We start from the raw sequence: 17,566 nt of genomic DNA, 5'->3' as shown, positions 1-17,566 counted from the left end.
TTGAAGTGATCACGTCTGTCGAGCGCCGACGGCGCTGGTCTCAAGAGGATAAAGAGCGGCTCGTTGCAGCCTGTCTCGAGCCAGGTGCGGTGCTTTCCGAGATTGCTCGTGCGGCCGGTATCCATGTCAGCCAGCTCTTCCGCTGGCGCAAGGAGCTTTGCCAAATCGAGGAGCCGTCAATGCAGGTATCGAGCACCTTGGTGCCCGTGATCGTTTCGGAGGCCGCGCCTGCAGCCCAGCCCCCTGCCTTGGAAGCGCCGGCCCCATCGCAGCCCCGCCGGAAGCGTAGCGATGTGACGATTGAGCTGGGCCGCGATCGCCGTGTCCGCGTGGACAGCGACATCGACACGGAGGAGCTGGGCCGCATTCTCGATTGTGTGCTGGGTCGGCGATGATCCCGGTTTCAAGTAGAGCCCGCCCAATTGGACGATTCAACACTACCATGCCGAGCACTTCACCGCTTCTTGGGAGCGGTTTGAGTCTGCTGGATCATTGCGCGCAGCAAAGTCAGGAATGCTCGAGGGCATGTCCCGGCTCACTCGGAACGTCAACTTGGTCTCTTTCTCGGCAGCGATCTATCGGCCCACGGGGAGGTCGCCTACCTTGCCTCATGGAGCTGCGAAATGACGAGCAGTTTCGAACATGCCGAAGACGAAGATCGCACCAGTCAATGCGGAAGAGATGCATTTCGTTACCGTGACTTCCGCGGCAAGAATGGTTTTGGAGGTGTAGTAATCCCTTGGCGATCTATGGTCAGAACCGGCTAGTTCCTACCGTCCAAAGCGCGGCGTCCAGCCTTTCCGTCGTGCTTGAGACGGTTCAGCGCATCGCCGAAATTCATAATCGTTTGCTCCTTGGACTTCCACTATCTTCCGGAAGCGCTTGGTTATGGTGCGAGACGGCCCGAGCGCTTCTAAGCCTAAATCAACTCGAGTGCTGTTGCCTTGGCCACCGCTTCGCTCGTCGTCGCGACTGCCAACTTCCGTCGAGCCGATGCGAGATAGAGCTGCACAGCACTCGTCGAAATGAACAACCGGGCACAAATCTGCTTTGCCAGGAAGCCGTTGGCAGTCATCTGCAGACATTGCAGCTCGCGGCGGGACAATTTCGGAAAGTCGGTACATGTTCTCATACCCGACAGAACCATCGCCCTATCGTGGAGATGGTGAGCAAGAAACTGCAAGTCGCGCATGCTTTCCATGCGGAACTGTCGCCAGTAAGAGTCCGGATGATTGGACGTAACCGTAAACAGTGAACGCTCCCCGTGAGGCCCACGCACAGGCAAGGTCACCCCTTGCCGGCCGATACCGAAAGCCATCGCCTCCTTGAAGAAGCCAATCTCCCGCCCTGAATCCCATTTCGATGCGGACCATTCCAGTGGCAGAAAACCGCGTCGGCCGAGGCGCACAACTGGATCGATGCTGAAGTAATCGCAGGCAAGGTATTGCTTCACCCACTCGGGCGGGTAGGTCAGCATCAGCAGCGGATTGTGGGCTGCCGCCCCTGAGGAGCGGGTGACATGAAGGACCATGTGCGATATCGCATAGATATGGCGGACTTCATCCAGAGTTGTTTCCAGGTCCTGCATCGTAGGCGATGCAGAGATCTGGTCCACACAGTAGAAAAAACGAGAACTGCTCAGCATGAGATGCACTCGCGGTTGCGGGTTACAAAGATTGCCCGCCAAGGTAACATTTCATCTCTGTCTGGAACAGACTATTCAATGCCAGCCGCGGCACGGCGTCAATGAAGGTTAAGGCTTAGCGTCGGATGTCCCCGCGCGACGTGGAATCTCCCCCTGAAGGCAGCGGGAGGCGACCGCGCTTACCGTATGCCTCCACCGATAAGCACCCTGGCAGGGTCGGAAGAAGCTTGCGGCAGAAGTCCCGAAAGGTTGGCTCGAAGCATCTGACAATTCTGCGCCGTCACGTCCCATAAGCCGACATACAGGTTGCCGATTTCCGGCCGGGATCGCGCAAGCGGCGTCGGCCTCCAGCCGATCCTGCGGTACACCCCGATCATCGCGACATCATAGACGCCGACGATAGTATCGATACCCGTGTCGAGAGCGAGATCGCAAAGCCCTGAGAGCAGCTCCGTGGCGACTGCGCGCGACGAATGCTGATCGAGGTGACCGGCAATCGGGTGAACGCAAAAGCGAGTACATTCCCAGGTCGTCGGGCTATCAACGTCGATTGGCTGATCGAAGAAATGTCGAAACTCGCTTTTAAGCATCGTTGCCCCCGTGGTCGGCAACAGGCGCAACGAACCGGTCAGCGTGCCGGAAGGTCGTTGCGTGACGAGATAAACGGGATCCTCGGCCTCATCGTATCGGTCCCTCTCCCACCGGTCCCGGACATCAACCTGCCATCCCAGCCGATCACGAAAGACGGCGGCGCGAGCCCGAAACATATTGTCAAAAGCAGGTCGATCGGTCTCGAGCATGTCTTTGGTGAGTATCCGCAACATATCCATCCCTCCTGATGTGGTGATGTTTCACAACAGGAAGACGACCGGGAGCAATCTGGATATTTCACCAGGTTGACCGGTGCTTCGCTTTGCCTTTCATTTTCGCTTAAATTCCAAAGCTTGACCGATCCCAAGCTCTGTGGCTGCCAATTCAATGCACCCAAAGGAAGAATGGTCATGGCCTACGACCCAGCGCGCGGCAAACGTATTCGAGAAGCGATTTCTCTGGGCAACTTCCGGAAAGTACACGCTCTCGCGGCCGAACTGAATGTATCCGTCGCGGCCGTCTCCCGCTGGCAGAACGGCGGCCATACATCCCTGGAAAGCGCCTGCGCTCTCGCCCGCCTTCTGGACGTCTCCCTCGACTGGCTGCTTCTCGGGCGAGGAGCCATAGATGGCCATAAGAACAGCACGATCTCCGCCACGGAGTTGCTATGGGTCATGGCGCTGCGCGGCCGGTCTGCGGCATCCCAGTCCAATCTCATCGGGCTGCTCGAATCGATCCCTCGGGAGCACGTGTTACGCTAAGCACAATTTCATACGGCTTTTTTACGTTGCACTCAACATCTTTAGATTGCAACTACCGCCGCCATAAACAATATTTCTAGTTAGGGTTTCACGACGGCATCGGTAGCAAAACTAGGCCACCTGCCCTCGCCGCGGTGAAGACCCTCGTTTTCACTCTCAAACGCAGAAGGGTTGCCCATGTCTACGATGCTGACGATCAACGTGAAAAATTACGAATCCCAGACGCAAAACTTCTACTTCTTTCAGCAGCCGGCGATTTACACCGGCGGCGGGCAAGTCTATTCGAATAGCCTTTTCTCGCAATCGCTCGGCAACTACGACAACACCGGCGCGATCCTGACCTTCCAGGTCAACCTGCAATATTATGCCGGCATCCAGCAGGCAAACACACCGCCGCAAATCGGCGCCTCTTCCGGCTACTCGTCAGCCAGCCGCGCCATCGATCTTGCTCCGAGTTCAGGTGGCAGCGGTAAACCGAACGACTGGACGACCGCGACGGTCAACCCGCTCGGTCTCTCCTCGCCGATCTACGGGGAAGGTGTGCAGCCTGGTGCGTTTCGCATTACCACGCCGGTCTTCAACTCGCCCCCCTATTTCAATGTCGGCTCGGCGGTTGCCGTCAATGGCGGCATCGTGCTCTCCAACTTCGTGCAGGCAAACCCCGCCAGCAACACCGATTGCCAGCCGATCCTGAAATACTATGTCCAGACCGGGGCTTACACGCCAGGTGTCGTCATGAACTTTACGCAATCGAGCGTGAACGCGGCGCTTTCGGATTTCACCGGCGGCTATTCCGTCTGCAACGTCAGCCTGAAATCTGACGGGACCTGGACTACGCAGCTCCAGTAAACCCCGGCAGGCACGCAGGTGAGGATCCGCCCCTTCTTCACCTGCATGCGCACCATTCGTTCGGTTGCCACCGCTCGTTCCGGGCGACGGACAGGCTTGGTCTAAAAGGGGATTATCACACGCCATGACGAGTTCGTCATACCAGATCATCGTTCGAAACCTTTCGCAAACGACGCAATATTTCTATGTCTTCCAGAAGCAGGCCGCATTTCCGTTGCTGCCGAGCCCTGATCCCATCCTCAGCGGCAGTCTCGGCTGCCAAAGCGTCGGCAATTACGCAACTACGGGAGCGCAGATCAATTTCGGGTTGGACAGTCAGATCTATGCAGGTGCCCTCAGCACCAAACAAGCGTCTGCCTCCCAGCTTATTGCGCTGCTCGCGCTCAATGCAGCTACGCTATCGGTGGTCGGCAGCACCTCGGCGTTCCGACCGGTTACGCTCACCACGGCCGATGGTTCGCCGGATAATTGCACGACCTTGACGCTCGACCCGCTCGGACTTTCGGCGCCGGCCAATCAAGCCGGAATTGCGATCGGAGGGTTTGGCATCAACGTGCCTTCCTATACGCCGCTGCCGCATCCCGAACTCTATTGCGGCGTCGTCGCCCTCAACAACAGTCAGGCGATCATACTCTCGAGCTTCGTCGCTCCTGTCCCCAATGCGATCATGAACTGCATACCGAAGCAAATCTTTTTCGTGAAAATGGGCTACCAGCCGGTCGGAAGCACCGTGGCTTACGACGAGAGCAACGCCGCGCGCTGCGATTTCACCACCGGCTACGCAACGTACACCGTAACCTACAATGCCAACGGGACCTTTTCGGCGGCGGGAGGACCATAGACCCAGAATCAGGATCATTACAGACGCTTGAGCAATCCCCTCAATCCTTGCAATCAGGAGAATAGCCATGTCGGGCATCACAACGAAGTTCACCGGCCAAACAGGTCCTCGCGGCAAGACCGCTGCAAGACTTCTCATTGCCATCTCCTCCATTATCGCAACCGCTATACCCGCGGCGGCACAACTCGTCTTTTCGTCCGATTGCCGGAACCATCAGCCTATCGCAGTCGCGCCACCACAGAATGCCATCTTGTTCACAAAGCAGCCGGTACCCCATCCGAATGGAACAGCCTCGGTCTTTGCGATCAACGGATTGGACACCTATGTCATTCCGGCGGGGGCCAACTCCTGCGTCGTTGCAGCTCCCCATGCCAATGACAATTACTGCTTCATTGCCCGCAACGACAACACAATCGACGGCGTCGGTTTCGCCCCCATTCAAAATCCGGGCGGTCTGACTGCCTGCCAGTAAGAGGCGAAACCCCTCGGCCGAACGGTTCACTCCCCGCACTTTACGCAAAGGTTGAGTCGGGGAGTGGATAACGACAGATTGAGATGCCCGCGCCGCATCACCGATCACAGCCAGATTTGGCCCCGTGTCGGGACGATCGCACGTTCGGCGGCACGTCCCCTTACCGGCGTTCGGGCGGAGGTCGCGCCGAGCGTCGTCGGACTCGGCGCGATGGTGATGGTGGGCGTCGTATTGGATCGCTCCACACCTGAGAGCTTTGGCGCATTCGAGGGCGCTGTCATGGAGCTTAAGGAAGTGCTGGACTGCAGTCTGGTGGCCGGAGATTTCGATTACCTCCTGAAAATCCGCGTCCGTGACATGGCCGATTTCAACAAGCTGCACGGCCAGAAGCTGATCGCCCTGCCTGGCGTGCGCCAGACGCGCACCTTCTTCGTGATGAAGAAAGTCAAGGAGAACGCGAGGTTGCCCTTCTAGCGTCTTCGGCGGCTATCCGTTTGCCGCGCCGTTTTCGTGGACTGACAGGGATGCCTGGGCCGCGATCATTCCCTTCACGATCGGAGACTGGGCTCGGCGCCTCATATCGTGCAGCTGATTGCTTCAGCCGTAGAGCGGTGGAGGACAAAGTGGCCTTGACGGCTGCAGCCAAAGAAACGAAGTGCGATATATGCAATATTATATGCAAACTTATATTTGTATAACCTACTGTTTTACCACAGTTATAAATTCTTTTATTGAATATTTCATGTTATGCCAGAAAGTATATCCTGGCGAGTAGTTGCTTTATTTATCGCCTTCATCAAATGTCCCCGCAACCCGGCTACCGATATCACAACAGGACAGTCTTTTTCCTACGAAGCTGAACCATTGCAGGCGACATCATCGCCGGCAGGTTACACAGGGAGCACGATGGCATGGAGCGCAACAAGAAATCAGACAAGTACGTTACCGACGCGCGCCTGCTGGCAGCGACCGTCGACCACCGGCAGAAGGACTCTGTGTCGAAGAAGAAGACCATCTTTCAACAATTTCTCTTGGATTGGGCTTACGGTTGCGACCTATTTTATCCAATCCAGCGGCATGAACATTTCGCAAAGAGCGAGGAGGACAACAAGGGCGCTAAACCCCGTAGGTGAGGGTTACGATGTATGGAACTGGGAGAGCTCGGACGGCGGCCGCGTTCCCGATTTAATATTAAGTCTTGCTTCCAAATTCCAGGGTGAAATCGCCGACGCAGTCGCCAACGGTTGCAAACTCCAACAACGACATCGAAAGATTAAGAAGTCAATCGAGAACCCTACCCTATCCGGTACACGCAACGCGCAGTTCAAATAATGCTGCAGGATGCATATATGCTCGCCTGCCAAAAACAGAAAACTTGACCGCACGGCTTCCCATCAAATTCACCGCAGAAAAGGAGTTCATTTTCAGTGATGTTACCCTCTTTGAAATGCATTCGCATTGCCGCACGCGCAGCGGCCGGCATGGCGCTGGGGACGCAGATTGCTTTTGCGCAACAATCTTCCACACGGTCTCATTGGCTGAACAGCCCAGCATCTCGAGTGGAAGCGCTTGCGGTCCTCCAGACCTTGAATGCCAATCTCCTGAGCAATGCCAGTGCTACGTTGACCCTTGACCGCTGGTGCGCGGCGCACAAGCTCGCGCCGGAAGGTTCCAAGATCGTAGCACAGCGTGTGCGCGGGCAAGACAAGCCGGCCGACGAGCACATCCGTGAACTTCTGACAGTCGGACCCGGAGAGCTGATCGCTTATCGCCACGTCCGCTTGGTCTGCGGCGACCGCGTCCTATCCGAGGCCGACAATTGGTATTTACCTGCAAAACTTACTGCAGCGATGAATCACGCGTTGAAGACCAGCGATATCGCGTTTGGCAGAGCCGTTCAGGCTCTCAATTTCACTCGCACAAACCTGTCTGCCAAGTTGCTCTGGTCCCCTCTATCCGAAGGCTGGGACATAGACGGCTTAGTAGCGCATGAAACAAGTTCCCCTAGCCTGCAGCCGTTCCTGCTCGAACATCGTGCAGTGCTTAAACTTCGAGACGGAACGCCGTTTAGCGCCGTGGTCGAAAGCTACACGGACAATGTGTTAGACTTTCCAGTTCCGCGGTTGCTTTCTCGATAGAGCTTGTGCGACGGCCATCCAATTCATTTTTCGAAAGAGAGCGGGTGAACGCGTGTCATCCTGATCAGTATCAAGCAGTGCAGCTCCGCGTCAGTGCACGGATCTTAGCGATCTGAGTTAGGCACGACGAAATCGCAACCCTTGCGGAGGCCCGCGAAAAGATGGAGGATTGGCGTAGAGAGTATAATGAGTTTCGGCCACATGGTGCGATCGGCAATAAGGTGCCGATCTCGCTGATGAAATCAGGAGGCGCAACCAGCCCGCCTCCCTGAATGAAGCCGGAAAACTCTAGCCTCAGCTGGTCCAGAGTTTGGGGGCGGTTCAAAGTGGAAAATTCCAGTTCCAAATGGCCTAAATTATCGGGGCACGTCAAGCCGACTCAATCTCCCCGCATCCAAACCCTCGCCTACGGTTTGCTCCACCTGAGCTTCACGAGCTAGTCAGCAAAGTTTTATCTACCCACTTCACAATAGCGGATTTCTGCGGGGCACCGACAAAGAAATCGTTGACTATGCCCCCCTTGAAGAAAGCTAGGATCGGAATAAATTGCACACCGAATTGCGCGGCGAGTTCCCGGTTCTTACCGAGATCCAGCTTGGCGACTTTGATTCTGCCTTTCATCTCGACGGCAACTTCTTCTAGGATCTGAGCAATCGTGTCGCATGGGCCGCAGCCTTCAGCCCAAAGGTGAAGGATAACAGGTATTGGGGATTCCCGAACTTCTAACTGGAAATTGTTGAAATTGACGTGTACCCAGTGCATGGACGTTTCCTGTTACCAGAGTTGAGCGCCGTTTGATGGATGTGTTGATGCGTTGTCGAATTGATCTGACGAAACGCGCGTCGTGAAGGTGGTCAGACTGAGCGAGACGTCACGTAATTCAGCCAGATCCTGCCCCACACTGCGCGTCATGTGCCTCCGGCAAACCCGCCACTGTGGGACCGTTTTTGGAGACCTACCGTAAGACGGTCCGGCAGATCATTCTTGCCGGCTGCCGTTACGAGCTGACCACAGCGACAACCAGGCGCACGAAACGGTACGGTTGGTCTGTCGTGCTTGAGCAGTTCGGCACTCTCGTTGACTTCGAGAGTGGCCTTTTCGATCCGTAGATTTGATATTTCATGAGGACGTTGCGCAGATCGTGTGATGCCATGGTGCAGGCGTTGAAGGCACCACGCACCCACGGACTCTTGACCGGCTCAGGCGCAGCCTCCCACCCGCAACAACGGATCGCACGCTCGCGGACTTCCGCTGAAACCTTGGTAATTGTCTTGCTCATGTCGGCTCCCTTTTCTCAGAAGTTGGAGCCTCCGGCAAGCCCAGGGCGGTTTGCCGGGTGCTCTGCTTGTCCATTCACATCATGAGTAATCAGCTACCGTTCGACATATCCATTTTTCGATATCGGACTTCGGCTGGAAGCCTCCAAAGTGCCGACGACCTTCAGGCCATTGAAGATTACAAGGGCAGGAAGTACGACGGCAGCGAACTTTTCGTTTATTAAGCGTTGCTGAATGTATTGAGCAGCGAGTTCCGGGTTCTCAGCGATATTCAGCTTAACGACCTTGACAAGGCCCTTCATCTCGATGGCGATGTGTTCGAGGATTGGGGCGATCATGTTCCACGGGCGACACCCAGGAGCGCAGAAATCGACGAGAACGAACATTGTCGAATCCAAAACTTCAGACTGAAAGTTCGTGATATTAACGGTTTTTACAGAAGACATAGTTTGATCCTCAACTTAGATCCACGAATTGCCAAAAGTGGCATTGTCTCCACGCCTTCGGCTTCCTTTCTTCTTCAGTTCAATGTGGCTGCCGATGAAGTCATCAGGAGCGGCTCCTCGTGCGACGAGGAGAAGTACGCGACGGATGAAAAGGTCCGGCGATGCTCACCTCATGAGTACGGTTTCGGGAGGTGCGCGAGCGGGTGGCAGACCTTGAGTCGCCTGAACTATGTTGGCGACTTCGAAGATCATGTCGCGCGTTCCTCGATAAAGAATGTTCAGTTTATGCTGGCTGCCTATGCGGTCGAAGACAGGAAAACCAACTCGCATCAGCGGAACTGCGAGGCGTTCTGCGGCCTGTCGACCGTGGGAGTGCGTGACGAGTAGATCAGCGTCTACGGCGAGTTCTTCCAAGTCACCAAGATCGCCGACTTTGACCGTATCGGTTGGTACGATTTGCAGCGCCTTTGAGTCCCCGGTCGTGGCGACCGCGGCTGTAATGACCGCCCCCATGCCGATAAAGAATTGCGAGAACTGCAAGAGCTGGTCCGGTTCGGAGCCGATGGCGACCTTCTTCCCTGCAAAATGAAAATGCCCACTGAGCATCGCCTCCTGCAACTGCATGCGGCCACGACGGACAGCCGTTGGCGCGTTGTCGCGCGAAATCGCTGCAAGGAGCCAGGCGAAACGGTCGGCGTTATTCAGGCCCGTGAGCGATCCGAACATCACGTATGGCAATCCAGTTAGGCCCTGCAAAGCTTCAGCCGGTCGGCGCATCTGTTCGCCGATGGCGATGCACAGTGTTGCCGCCCCGAGATCGCGGATAAGCTCTACCTTCGCGCCACCGCGTGCGATCGGAATCCATCGATCGCGGACAGCTTCGTCAGGCCCGCCGGACACGTCAGGCAAAATGAGGGGTATTAAGCCGAAGCTCTCTACCGTTTCTCGCAGATGCTCTACATCGGAAACTGTGATGTTCGAGCCGGGCAGTATGACGACCGTCGCCGGATCGCGATCCTGCTGGCCGGGCCGCGTGATTGCCTCGATCATAGCCGTAACAGCCTTCGACCACCCCTCCTCCACCGCCCCTGCGAAGTCGGGAGTGCGTGCGAGTACCACTTCCGTATCAATGAGTTTTCTCGGGCGCGCGCCTTTGGCGTCGAAGATATCACCTGCGATATCTTCGTCGCGGGTTTCTGCCGCGGCGGTAGTGCAGATTCCGATCAGCCGCGGCCACGTGCGAGCTTTTAGCTTGACGAGAGCTTTCTCGAGAAAATCAGCGCCGCCCACCACCGTCGCGATCTGGTCCATTGCAGTTGTCTGCAGCGGGACCATATGCTTGAAATGCCTCACGAGCAGCACCAGTGCAAAACTGCTACATCCCTGGCTGCCATGGAGTATTGGCAGCGCACCATCGACGCCCAGGAAGGCCAAGGCAGCGCCCAATGGTTGAGACGACTTTAGAGGGTTGATCGCTGCCGTTTTTGTTGGGGTCAGGATAACAGCCATAATTTTTACCTCAATAAAAACCAGCTGTCGCCTCGTCGGCAGACCTCATATTAATGCGTGGCTCCGCCGATCTTGCGGTCGTAACGAACTGCTTCCACGGCGCCGGTTCGCGTAACTGCGCCCAGACCGGGTTGTGGATTGCCAAATCGATCTGGCGTGCTAGTTCCACCATGCCTGCGTAGCCGGCGTAAGCATGCTGGCGTTCCTGATTCACGTCGAGCCAAGGAATTTTCGCCTCAAGCGCGACGAACTGAGTGCGTCCGCCTGACAGCATGATATCAGGCTTGTGTTCACGTAACATCGCGTAGAGCTCGCTCGCTGCCATCGATTGGTGAAGGTGGTTCTCGTCCTTCAGCATCTGCTTGATTCTCTCCTTGTCCCTGGTCGTCGATTTCCTGATGGATGTACCGACAATTTCCATGCCGATTTCGATCAGTGCGTGCACGATGGACCAGGATTTCACCCCGCCGGTGTTCAGCTGAACGCGCTTCCCCTCAAGCCGATGCCGATACGCTTCCAGCTTCTTCCAGGCCCTCTCCTCCTCTTCTGCTAAGAGAGCCTCGACGTGGTGGAGCAACGCGGAACCAGCGCCTTTCCTTACGAGCAGTTGGGCGATCCGCCGGAGGGCTTCAGAGGTGCTCGAAATGCCATAGAAGGAGCCTTCGAAAAACGGAATGTTCCAGCGTTCTTCCATCTTGCGAGCAAGATTGATGAGAGCAGTTGAACACACCATCATAGCTGCACGTGACCGGTGGGCGGACGCCACCTGCGCGTAGCGCGCGTCTCCGGGAATGCAGGCGCGGACACGGATACCAAGTCTGTCCAACAGCGGTTTCATCAACCAGAATTCCCCTGAGAGGTTGAATTCGCCGAGTATATTGATGTCGTATGGACCTGGATCATCAGCCTCCACCGTGCCTATGACGTGCTCGAGCAGAGCCTCGCCGGCGCGCCGGTTACCGAGGTTCTTCGAACCGCCGAAGCCCGGCGACTTCACCGGCACCACTGGTATTGCGAACTTCTGCGCTGCTTGCCTGCAGACCGCGTCGATGTCGTCACCGATCAGCTCCGTGACGCAGGTTCCGTAGACGAAGATTGCTGCCGGCGCATACCCCTCCTTGATCTCCCGGATAGCCTTGAGAAGCTTTCGCTCACTATCTCCCGTCACTATGTCGAGTTCGGTGAGATCAGTGGTGAAACTTGTGCGCCAAAGAACTGGACCTGAAGACGCGGCGCCTCGATTGTCCCAGGAATTGCCCTCGCACGCGAGCGGCGCGTGGACGAGATGCGCGACATCGGTGATTGGCTGCAGCACGATCTTAGCTCCGTCGAAGGCGCAGCCACCGCTGGCTGCTGATCCCTGTGACGCGTTGTGACATGTCTCCTTGGCTTCCGTGGTGCGGAATATCTTGGCGGAGGCATCTCGCATTTGTGTCTCGATCGATGACATCTCGGGACCTTCCAATCCAGGGACGAATGGCCGGTCGACGCCCGGCCAAGCATTTAGCGCGTGAGGTCGTACGAAACGCCTTCCCACATGGTCTCCTGATCAAGCTCGTCGAAAATCTTGTCGAGAATGACGGTCAGAAGACGCAATCCGCCTTGGTAGCCCATGAGAGGAAAGCGATGATGATGATGGCGATCGAAAATCGGAAACGTAAGCCGAACCAATGGCGTGTCGGTGTCACGCTCAAGATACTTGCCATAGGAATTGCCGATCAGCAGATCCACTGGCTCCGTCAAAAGAAGCGAGCGCATTGCCCACAGGTCTTTGCCAGCCCACACCTGCGCACCTCCGCCGAAGGGAGAGGATGCGAGCAATTCCTTCATCTCCGCTTCCCAGGCTGCGGTGCCGTTGGTGGCAAGGCAATGTGTAGGGTGGCCACCGGTTTCCATGACGAAGCGCGCCATTGAGTAGACGAAGTCCGGGTCGCCGTAGATTCCGTATTTCTTGCCATGCAACCAAGATTGACTATCGGCCATGGCATCTATCAATCGCCCCCGATCACGATCGATAGATTCGGGAATTTCCCTCTTGGAAAGCTCGGATATCTTCATCAGGAATTCGTCCGTGCCCCCAATGCCCAGCGGGTAGTGGAACGAGGCAGTCGTCTGACCAAGCTCGCGACAATAGTCCAAGGTCTTTCGCGTATTGTAGTGCTGCAGCGATATTGTCGCCTCCGCATGTTTGGCTACCTTCACGTCCTCGATCTTGGTCCCTCCGTCATACATGCGGTACTCGCCGTCGGAAGGTGTGTCGAACTGGTCAGAGGCGTCTTGGATGAAAACGTAGGTCACTCCCATCGTGTCGAGCAGGCGCTTGATTTCTCGATTGTTGCCAACACAGAAACCGTCGAAGCCTGGAATAATGTTGATGAGTGCTGGCGTCGGCACGCGTTCGGTGCTTTTCCAGAAATTTTCCAGAATGCCTTTAACCATGCTGTCGTAACCATCGACATGGCTGCCGACGAAGGCTGGGGTGTGGGCGAAGGGCACGTCGAAATCGGCTGGAACGGAGCCTTCATTTTTGGCGTTTTCAATGAAGCCGTGAAGATCATCCCCAATGACCTCGGCCATGCAAGTCGTCGAGACCGCAATCATCTTGGGGTCGTAGAGCTGATAGGTATTGGCGAGCCCGTCGATCATATTTTTCAAGCCGCCAAACACAGCCGCGTCCTCTGTCATCGAAGACGAAACTGCAGACGACGGTTCCTTGAAATGGCGTGACAGGTGCGAGCGGTAGTACGCCACACAGCCCTGACTGCCGTGAACAAACGACATGGTCCGCTCGAAGCCAGCCGCTGCGAAAACCGCGCCGAGCGGCTGACAAGCCTTCGCGGGGTTTACGACCAGCGCTTCGCGCGCCAGATTCTTTTCTCGATATTCCCATGTCCAGGTGAATTCATATTGCGCTTCGACGACCTTATCCGGATGCGGACATTCGAACTTCAACTTCTTGCGGGCGAACATTTTCTCGTATTCCGGCTCGCAGAACAGAGGAACATGATCGAGAACTTTCTCGGCCGATTGCGGCATAGTTTTCATCCTTTTTCGCCGCGAGTGCGGCTGCGTAGACTTTGCGAGATGTCTAAAATGTTGTCGCTCAGCAAAAATTATTCATCATCCCGGCAACAACTGCAGGCACCGCCTGCATCGGAGCTGTGCGTTACTTTCCATGGCGGGTCGTAGAGGCCCCAGACCGGATTGTTGATGGCAAGATCCATGTCTCGGGCAAAAATGGCGAAGCCGTCATAGCCGTGATACGGACCAGAATAATCCCAAGAATGCATCTGACGGAACGGTATGCCCATTTTTTGAACCGGGTATTTTTCCTTGATGCCCGAGCCTACGAGGTCCGGGCGAATGGCCTCGATGAAGCTCTCGAGCTCGTAGCCAGTCACATCATCGTAGATAAGCGTACCTTTTTTGACATAATGGCCCGTGCGCTCGTAATCGTCGCCGTGGCCAAATTCGTAGCCCGTACCAACGATCTCCATTCCAAGATCCTCGTAGGCGGTGATGACATGGCGGGGACGCAATCCGCCGACGTAGAGCATCACAGTTTTGCCAATAAGGCGCGGACGGTACTTCTCCGTCACCGCCTGGACGAGAGGTTGGTATCTGGTGATGAGTGCTTCGGCCTTATCTTGGGTCTCCGGCCCGAAAAACGCGGCGATATTGCGCAAAGAAGCTTCGATCTGGGAAGGACCAAAAAAGTTGTACTCCATCCAGGGAATGCCGTACTTTTCCTCCATATGCCGAGCGATGTAATTCATGGACCGGTAGCAGTGAATAAGGTTGAGCGTAGCCTTTGGTGCACGCTCCACCTCCGCGAGTGTGGCATCTCCCGACCAGTTGCCGATTACCCGCAACCCCATATCCTCCAGCAGAATGCGTGAGGCCCATGCATCGCCGCCGATATTGTAGTCACCTATGACGTTAACGTCGAAAAGGCTGGGTTCGAAGTCGGCCTCTCTTTTATCGAAAACCCAGTCCCGTATCGCGTCGTTGGCGATATGATGGCCAAGCGATTGCGACACGCCACGAAACCCTTCGCATCGCACCGGCACGATCGTTTTGTCGTGCTCCTTGGCCTTCTTGCGCGCCACAGCCTCTATGTCGTCTCCGATCAATCCGATTGGACACTCGGACTGCAAGCTCACACCATTGTTCAGTGGAAACAGTTCCTCAACTTCATCGATGAGCTTCTCGAGCTTTTTGTCGCCACCAAAAACAATATCCTTCTCTTGAAAATCAGACGTGAATTGCATGGTGACAAAGGCGTCGACACCCGTCAGACCGACGTAATAGTTGCGGCGTTGCGACCAGGAATAGTGGCCACAACCGACAGGCCCATGCGATATATGGACCATATCCTTGATCGGCCCCCACACGACACCCTTCGAGCCGGCGTAAGCGCAGCCGCGGACGGTCATCACGCCCGGAATAGACTTGATGTTGGATTTCACCCCGGTCTCGCAAAGCGCATCGGAGCCCCGCTCGAGTGCCTCTCTGGCCTTCGCCACGCCAAGGTGTTTTTTGCGGCGCTTAGCCGTCTTATCCGGATACTGCAAGAGTACCGCATCTATAAGCCTTGCGTTGAAATCACCGTCGTTCTCGTAGTCGAGGCTCATAGGGCCTTTCCTCTCTCGAAGGTTCGCATTGAGCCTCGACAAGGAGGCATGTTTGTCGATTAACACGGTGCGTCATCCGCTCCGCCCATCTTTAGGACGTCGCCTGCCCCTCATTCGCGAGAAGTTCTTCGAGCATCTGCTCGTCCGACTTCATGATCCCGAAGTCGAGCAGCATGTCCTCCAGTTCCTCCATGGTGATAGGAGTCGGGATCGTGCCCTTTCCCGAATTGGAGTGGATCTTCTCAGCCAACCATCGATATTCCGCCGCCTGTTTGGAGCGTGGCGCGTATTGGATCACGGTCATCTTTCTAAGCTCCGCGTGCTGCACAATGTTGTCGCGCGGCACGAAGTGAATGAGCTTCGAATTGAGCTTGGCGGCCAGGGCTTCGGCGAGGTCTAATTCGCGGTCGGTCTGCCGCTCATTACAGATCAGGCCGCCCAGCCGCACGCTTCCGGCGCTGGCATATTTGAGGATGCCTCTCGCGATGTTGTTTGCAGCATACAGGGCCATCATCTCACCGGACATGACGATGTAAATTTCCTGAGCCTTGTTCTCGCGGATGGGCATAGCGAAGCCCCCGCACACCACGTCTCCGAGCACGTCATAGGAGACGTAGTCGACATCGTCATAGGCGCCGTTTTCTTCCAGGAAGTTGATCGATGTGATGACGCCTCGTCCGGCGCAGCCGACGCCAGGTTCCGGGCCGCCCGACTCCACACATTTGATGCCGCCGTAGCCTGTTTTTAGCACGTCGCCAAGTTCCAGATCTTCGACTGAACCCTTCGTTGCGGCTAGATCCAGAACCGTGCCCTGTGCTTTAGAGTTCAGGATCAATCGCGTCGAGTCAGCTTTGGGGTCGCAGCCGACGATGAGGATTTTCTGCCCAAGTTCGACAAGGGCGGCGAGCGTATTCTGGGATGTAGTGGATTTGCCAATACCTCCCTTTCCGTAAAACGCGATCTGACGCAGAGCAGCCATTATTACTTCCCTTTCGTGTTCGAACCGACCGAGGTGATGCCGCGACATCGGACGCGGCTGCTTCCGTCGCAGCCCGAGAACAATTTTCAAGCGTCGTGCCAATTGAGTTGATTGATAGGGCAGAACGGAAACTGGTGCTCCCGCAAACACTTAGGGGGGATGAAATTCCGGACCGAAGAATCCTGAGTCGTGTCACGAAGCCGACAAAATTGACGACAATGTCGCACATATGTCGTGAGGCTCTCGGAGAGCCACGGTAACTCTGCGCAAGCACGTCTCCGTCGAATGAGCCGCACTTGACGCAAATGCTGGCAATTGGAAAGCGGCGCGGAGCTCTAGCGAAATCGTTTGCGGTCAAAAAATCGCGCAAGCAGTGTTGCACCGCTGCCGAGCGCATGCAGCCACCCGTGTCGCAAACCTGGCAAAGCTGTCGCACCGTTGGACCAATAGCAAACTCGACCCGCCCGAAACTCGCGAGTTAATCACCGCGCAATCGGCCTGGCACGACGAGTGCTAGGACCGACCGAGACACAAACTACTACATTTCGGTCGGAGCCAAAGACAGCATGAATATCGTGGTCTGCATAAAGCAAGTGCCTGACTCTGCACAGATCCGGGTTCATCCGGTTACGAATACCATCATGCGCCAGGGCGTGCCGACCATCATCAATCCTTATGATCTTTTCGCCTTGGAAGAAGCTCTCAAACTGCGTGACCGGTATGGGGGTAAAGTCACTGTGCTTACCATGGGCCCGCCTATGGCAAAACAAGCGCTGGAGAAAGCTCTGGCATACGGCGCAGATGAAGCGGTACTCCTGAGCGACCGTCACTTCGCCGGGTCAGACACCTTGGCAACTTCATTTGCTATCTCGCGAGCTATCACGAACCTTGGACTCCGCCATGCGCCTGAAATCGTGTTTACTGGCAAGCAGACGATCGACGGCGATACTGCGCAGGTGGGGCCGGGGATTGCCAGGCGTCTCGAACTGCAACAACTGACCTACGTAACGAAAATTGTCTCAGTCGATCTTCATGCCCGAGAGATCACGGTGGAGCGCCGTTCGGAAGGCGGCACACAAATGCTGAAGAGCCAACTGCCGTGCTTGATCAGTGTCCTTGAAGGCGTCAACGCCCTCCGTCGCGGCTCCGTCGCTGACGCGTTGCGTGCCGCACGCGCGCAAATACCGACCTGGCGTGCAGCCGACGCCGGTATTGTGGAGATAGCTAATTGCGGCTTGAGAGGATCACCGACCGTCGTCAAGCGCGTATTCGCCCCCACCCCAAGGGCCGAAAAAGCAATCCAAATCAAATTAAACGATGACCAGTGCGGTCCGCTGGTTGACGAAATAATCGCATCGATCTTCGAGCACCAGCCCGCATTGGAAGCGAGCTTTCAACCGAATGGGCTCACGTGAGAAACAAGG

Annotated in this window: 19 protein-coding genes and 1 pseudogene; 10 read left to right on the top strand and 10 right to left on the bottom strand. The window is 56.1% G+C overall.

Annotated features, from left to right (window positions below):
- Nucleotides 1-395 (top strand): transposase (locus A6U98_RS08750; protein ID WP_156667823.1); only part of this gene is annotated, 395 nt, incomplete at its 5' end.
- 524 nt (nt 396-919) lie between these two features.
- On the opposite strand, the gene A6U98_RS08745 is transcribed toward A6U98_RS08750, so the two are convergent.
- The gene (locus A6U98_RS08745; RefSeq protein WP_064649271.1) at nt 920-1,645 is read right to left on the bottom strand and encodes a LuxR family transcriptional regulator; all 726 of its coding nucleotides are present in this window, start codon (nt 1,643-1,645) and stop codon (nt 920-922) included.
- A 179-nt stretch (nt 1,646-1,824) separates the two neighbouring features.
- Nucleotides 1,825-2,469: an acyl-homoserine-lactone synthase gene (locus A6U98_RS08740; RefSeq protein WP_064649268.1), complete on the bottom strand. Its 645-nt coding sequence runs from the start codon at nt 2,467-2,469 to the stop codon at nt 1,825-1,827.
- Between the two features lie 177 nt (nt 2,470-2,646).
- On the opposite strand from A6U98_RS08740, the gene A6U98_RS08735 reads away from it, so the two are divergent.
- From A6U98_RS08735 to A6U98_RS35630, 8 genes and pseudogenes are all read left to right on the top strand, one after another.
- Nucleotides 2,647-2,997: a helix-turn-helix domain-containing protein gene (locus tag A6U98_RS08735; protein WP_064649266.1), complete on the top strand. Its 351-nt coding sequence runs from the start codon at nt 2,647-2,649 to the stop codon at nt 2,995-2,997.
- Nucleotides 2,998-3,174: 177 nt separating this feature from the next.
- Entirely contained in the window at nt 3,175-3,846 is a 672-nt protein-coding gene (locus A6U98_RS08730) for a hypothetical protein (protein WP_064649264.1), read from the top strand.
- 124 nt (nt 3,847-3,970) lie between these two features.
- Complete coding sequence (locus A6U98_RS08725) at nt 3,971-4,687, top strand: hypothetical protein (protein ID WP_064649262.1); 717 nt, start codon at nt 3,971-3,973, stop codon at nt 4,685-4,687.
- A gap of 67 nt (nt 4,688-4,754) precedes the next feature.
- Nucleotides 4,755-5,159, top strand: coding sequence for a hypothetical protein (locus A6U98_RS08720; protein WP_064649260.1), 405 nt, complete (start codon nt 4,755-4,757; stop codon nt 5,157-5,159).
- Nucleotides 5,160-5,222: 63 nt separating this feature from the next.
- Nucleotides 5,223-5,633: an Lrp/AsnC ligand binding domain-containing protein gene (locus tag A6U98_RS08715; RefSeq protein ID WP_245304497.1), complete on the top strand. Its 411-nt coding sequence runs from the start codon at nt 5,223-5,225 to the stop codon at nt 5,631-5,633.
- A gap of 437 nt (nt 5,634-6,070) precedes the next feature.
- The gene (locus A6U98_RS08710; protein ID WP_033181231.1) at nt 6,071-6,292 is read left to right on the top strand and encodes a hypothetical protein; all 222 of its coding nucleotides are present in this window, start codon (nt 6,071-6,073) and stop codon (nt 6,290-6,292) included.
- A gap of 294 nt (nt 6,293-6,586) precedes the next feature.
- On the top strand, nt 6,587-7,297 hold the full coding sequence (locus A6U98_RS08705; protein WP_082229756.1) for a hypothetical protein: 711 nt from the start codon (nt 6,587-6,589) through the stop codon (nt 7,295-7,297).
- Between the two features lie 137 nt (nt 7,298-7,434).
- Nucleotides 7,435-7,569 (top strand): annotated as a pseudogene (locus tag A6U98_RS35630) (integrase core domain-containing protein); the annotation flags it as partial.
- Between the two features lie 157 nt (nt 7,570-7,726).
- Here the strand turns inward: A6U98_RS35630 and A6U98_RS08700 are convergent.
- The 8 genes from A6U98_RS08700 to nifH form a co-directional block, all read right to left on the bottom strand.
- Nucleotides 7,727-8,059 carry a thioredoxin domain-containing protein gene (locus A6U98_RS08700; RefSeq protein ID WP_033181229.1) on the bottom strand — a complete coding sequence of 111 codons (333 nt, stop codon included), beginning with the start codon at nt 8,057-8,059 and terminating at the stop codon, nt 7,727-7,729.
- A 235-nt stretch (nt 8,060-8,294) separates the two neighbouring features.
- A complete protein-coding gene (locus A6U98_RS36705) occupies nt 8,295-8,576 on the bottom strand; it encodes a hypothetical protein (RefSeq protein ID WP_130682809.1) in 282 nt (93 codons plus the stop codon).
- Between the two features lie 93 nt (nt 8,577-8,669).
- Nucleotides 8,670-9,020: a thioredoxin domain-containing protein gene (locus A6U98_RS08695; RefSeq protein ID WP_064649255.1), complete on the bottom strand. Its 351-nt coding sequence runs from the start codon at nt 9,018-9,020 to the stop codon at nt 8,670-8,672.
- Nucleotides 9,021-9,185: 165 nt separating this feature from the next.
- On the bottom strand, nt 9,186-10,529 hold the full coding sequence (gene nifN, locus A6U98_RS08690; protein ID WP_064649253.1) for a nitrogenase iron-molybdenum cofactor biosynthesis protein NifN: 1,344 nt from the start codon (nt 10,527-10,529) through the stop codon (nt 9,186-9,188).
- A gap of 10 nt (nt 10,530-10,539) precedes the next feature.
- Nucleotides 10,540-11,979 carry a nitrogenase iron-molybdenum cofactor biosynthesis protein NifE gene (nifE, locus tag A6U98_RS08685; protein WP_082229755.1) on the bottom strand — a complete coding sequence of 480 codons (1,440 nt, stop codon included), beginning with the start codon at nt 11,977-11,979 and terminating at the stop codon, nt 10,540-10,542.
- Nucleotides 11,980-12,032: 53 nt separating this feature from the next.
- The gene (gene nifK, locus A6U98_RS08680) at nt 12,033-13,565 is read right to left on the bottom strand and encodes a nitrogenase molybdenum-iron protein subunit beta (protein ID WP_033181227.1); all 1,533 of its coding nucleotides are present in this window, start codon (nt 13,563-13,565) and stop codon (nt 12,033-12,035) included.
- A gap of 77 nt (nt 13,566-13,642) precedes the next feature.
- On the bottom strand, nt 13,643-15,163 hold the full coding sequence (gene nifD, locus A6U98_RS08675) for a nitrogenase molybdenum-iron protein alpha chain (RefSeq protein ID WP_033181226.1): 1,521 nt from the start codon (nt 15,161-15,163) through the stop codon (nt 13,643-13,645).
- A 91-nt stretch (nt 15,164-15,254) separates the two neighbouring features.
- Nucleotides 15,255-16,142 (bottom strand): nitrogenase iron protein, encoded by an 888-nt coding sequence (gene nifH, locus A6U98_RS08670; protein ID WP_033181225.1) that lies wholly within the window; start codon nt 16,140-16,142, stop codon nt 15,255-15,257.
- A gap of 566 nt (nt 16,143-16,708) precedes the next feature.
- Here nifH and A6U98_RS08665 point away from each other — a divergent pair.
- Nucleotides 16,709-17,557, top strand: a complete 849-nt coding sequence (locus A6U98_RS08665; protein ID WP_033181224.1) for an electron transfer flavoprotein subunit beta/FixA family protein — start codon at nt 16,709-16,711, stop codon at nt 17,555-17,557.
- Nucleotides 17,558-17,566 lie beyond the last annotated feature (9 nt).

It is taken from the genome of Rhizobium sp. WYCCWR10014 (genome assembly GCF_001657485.1).
In the GTDB taxonomy this organism is placed as follows: Bacteria; Pseudomonadota; Alphaproteobacteria; order Rhizobiales; family Rhizobiaceae; genus Rhizobium.
This window is presented reverse-complemented; position numbering and strand designations above follow the sequence as displayed.

Excerpts from the sequence above, each read along its gene's own strand:
- A6U98_RS08735 (WP_064649266.1), top strand. The coding sequence starts at position 2,647 with ATGGCCTACGACCCAGCGCGCGGCAAACGTATTCGAGAAGCGATTTCT.
- A6U98_RS08700 (WP_033181229.1), bottom strand. The coding sequence starts at position 8,059 with ATGCACTGGGTACACGTCAATTTCAACAATTTCCAGTTAGAAGTTCGG.
- A6U98_RS08740 (WP_064649268.1), bottom strand. The coding sequence starts at position 2,469 with ATGTTGCGGATACTCACCAAAGACATGCTCGAGACCGATCGACCTGCT.
- A6U98_RS08665 (WP_033181224.1), top strand. The coding sequence starts at position 16,709 with ATGAATATCGTGGTCTGCATAAAGCAAGTGCCTGACTCTGCACAGATC.
- A6U98_RS08695 (WP_064649255.1), bottom strand. The coding sequence starts at position 9,020 with ATGTCTTCTGTAAAAACCGTTAATATCACGAACTTTCAGTCTGAAGTT.
- nifE (WP_082229755.1), bottom strand. The coding sequence starts at position 11,979 with ATGTCATCGATCGAGACACAAATGCGAGATGCCTCCGCCAAGATATTC.
- A6U98_RS08710 (WP_033181231.1), top strand. The coding sequence starts at position 6,071 with ATGGAGCGCAACAAGAAATCAGACAAGTACGTTACCGACGCGCGCCTG.
- nifK (WP_033181227.1), bottom strand. The coding sequence starts at position 13,565 with ATGCCGCAATCGGCCGAGAAAGTTCTCGATCATGTTCCTCTGTTCTGC.
- nifD (WP_033181226.1), bottom strand. The coding sequence starts at position 15,163 with ATGAGCCTCGACTACGAGAACGACGGTGATTTCAACGCAAGGCTTATA.
- A6U98_RS08745 (WP_064649271.1), bottom strand. The coding sequence starts at position 1,645 with ATGCTGAGCAGTTCTCGTTTTTTCTACTGTGTGGACCAGATCTCTGCA.
- A6U98_RS08730 (WP_064649264.1), top strand. The coding sequence starts at position 3,175 with ATGTCTACGATGCTGACGATCAACGTGAAAAATTACGAATCCCAGACG.
- nifH (WP_033181225.1), bottom strand. The coding sequence starts at position 16,142 with ATGGCTGCTCTGCGTCAGATCGCGTTTTACGGAAAGGGAGGTATTGGC.
- A6U98_RS36705 (WP_130682809.1), bottom strand. The coding sequence starts at position 8,576 with ATGAGCAAGACAATTACCAAGGTTTCAGCGGAAGTCCGCGAGCGTGCG.
- nifN (WP_064649253.1), bottom strand. The coding sequence starts at position 10,529 with ATGGCTGTTATCCTGACCCCAACAAAAACGGCAGCGATCAACCCTCTA.
- A6U98_RS08725 (WP_064649262.1), top strand. The coding sequence starts at position 3,971 with ATGACGAGTTCGTCATACCAGATCATCGTTCGAAACCTTTCGCAAACG.
- A6U98_RS08720 (WP_064649260.1), top strand. The coding sequence starts at position 4,755 with ATGTCGGGCATCACAACGAAGTTCACCGGCCAAACAGGTCCTCGCGGC.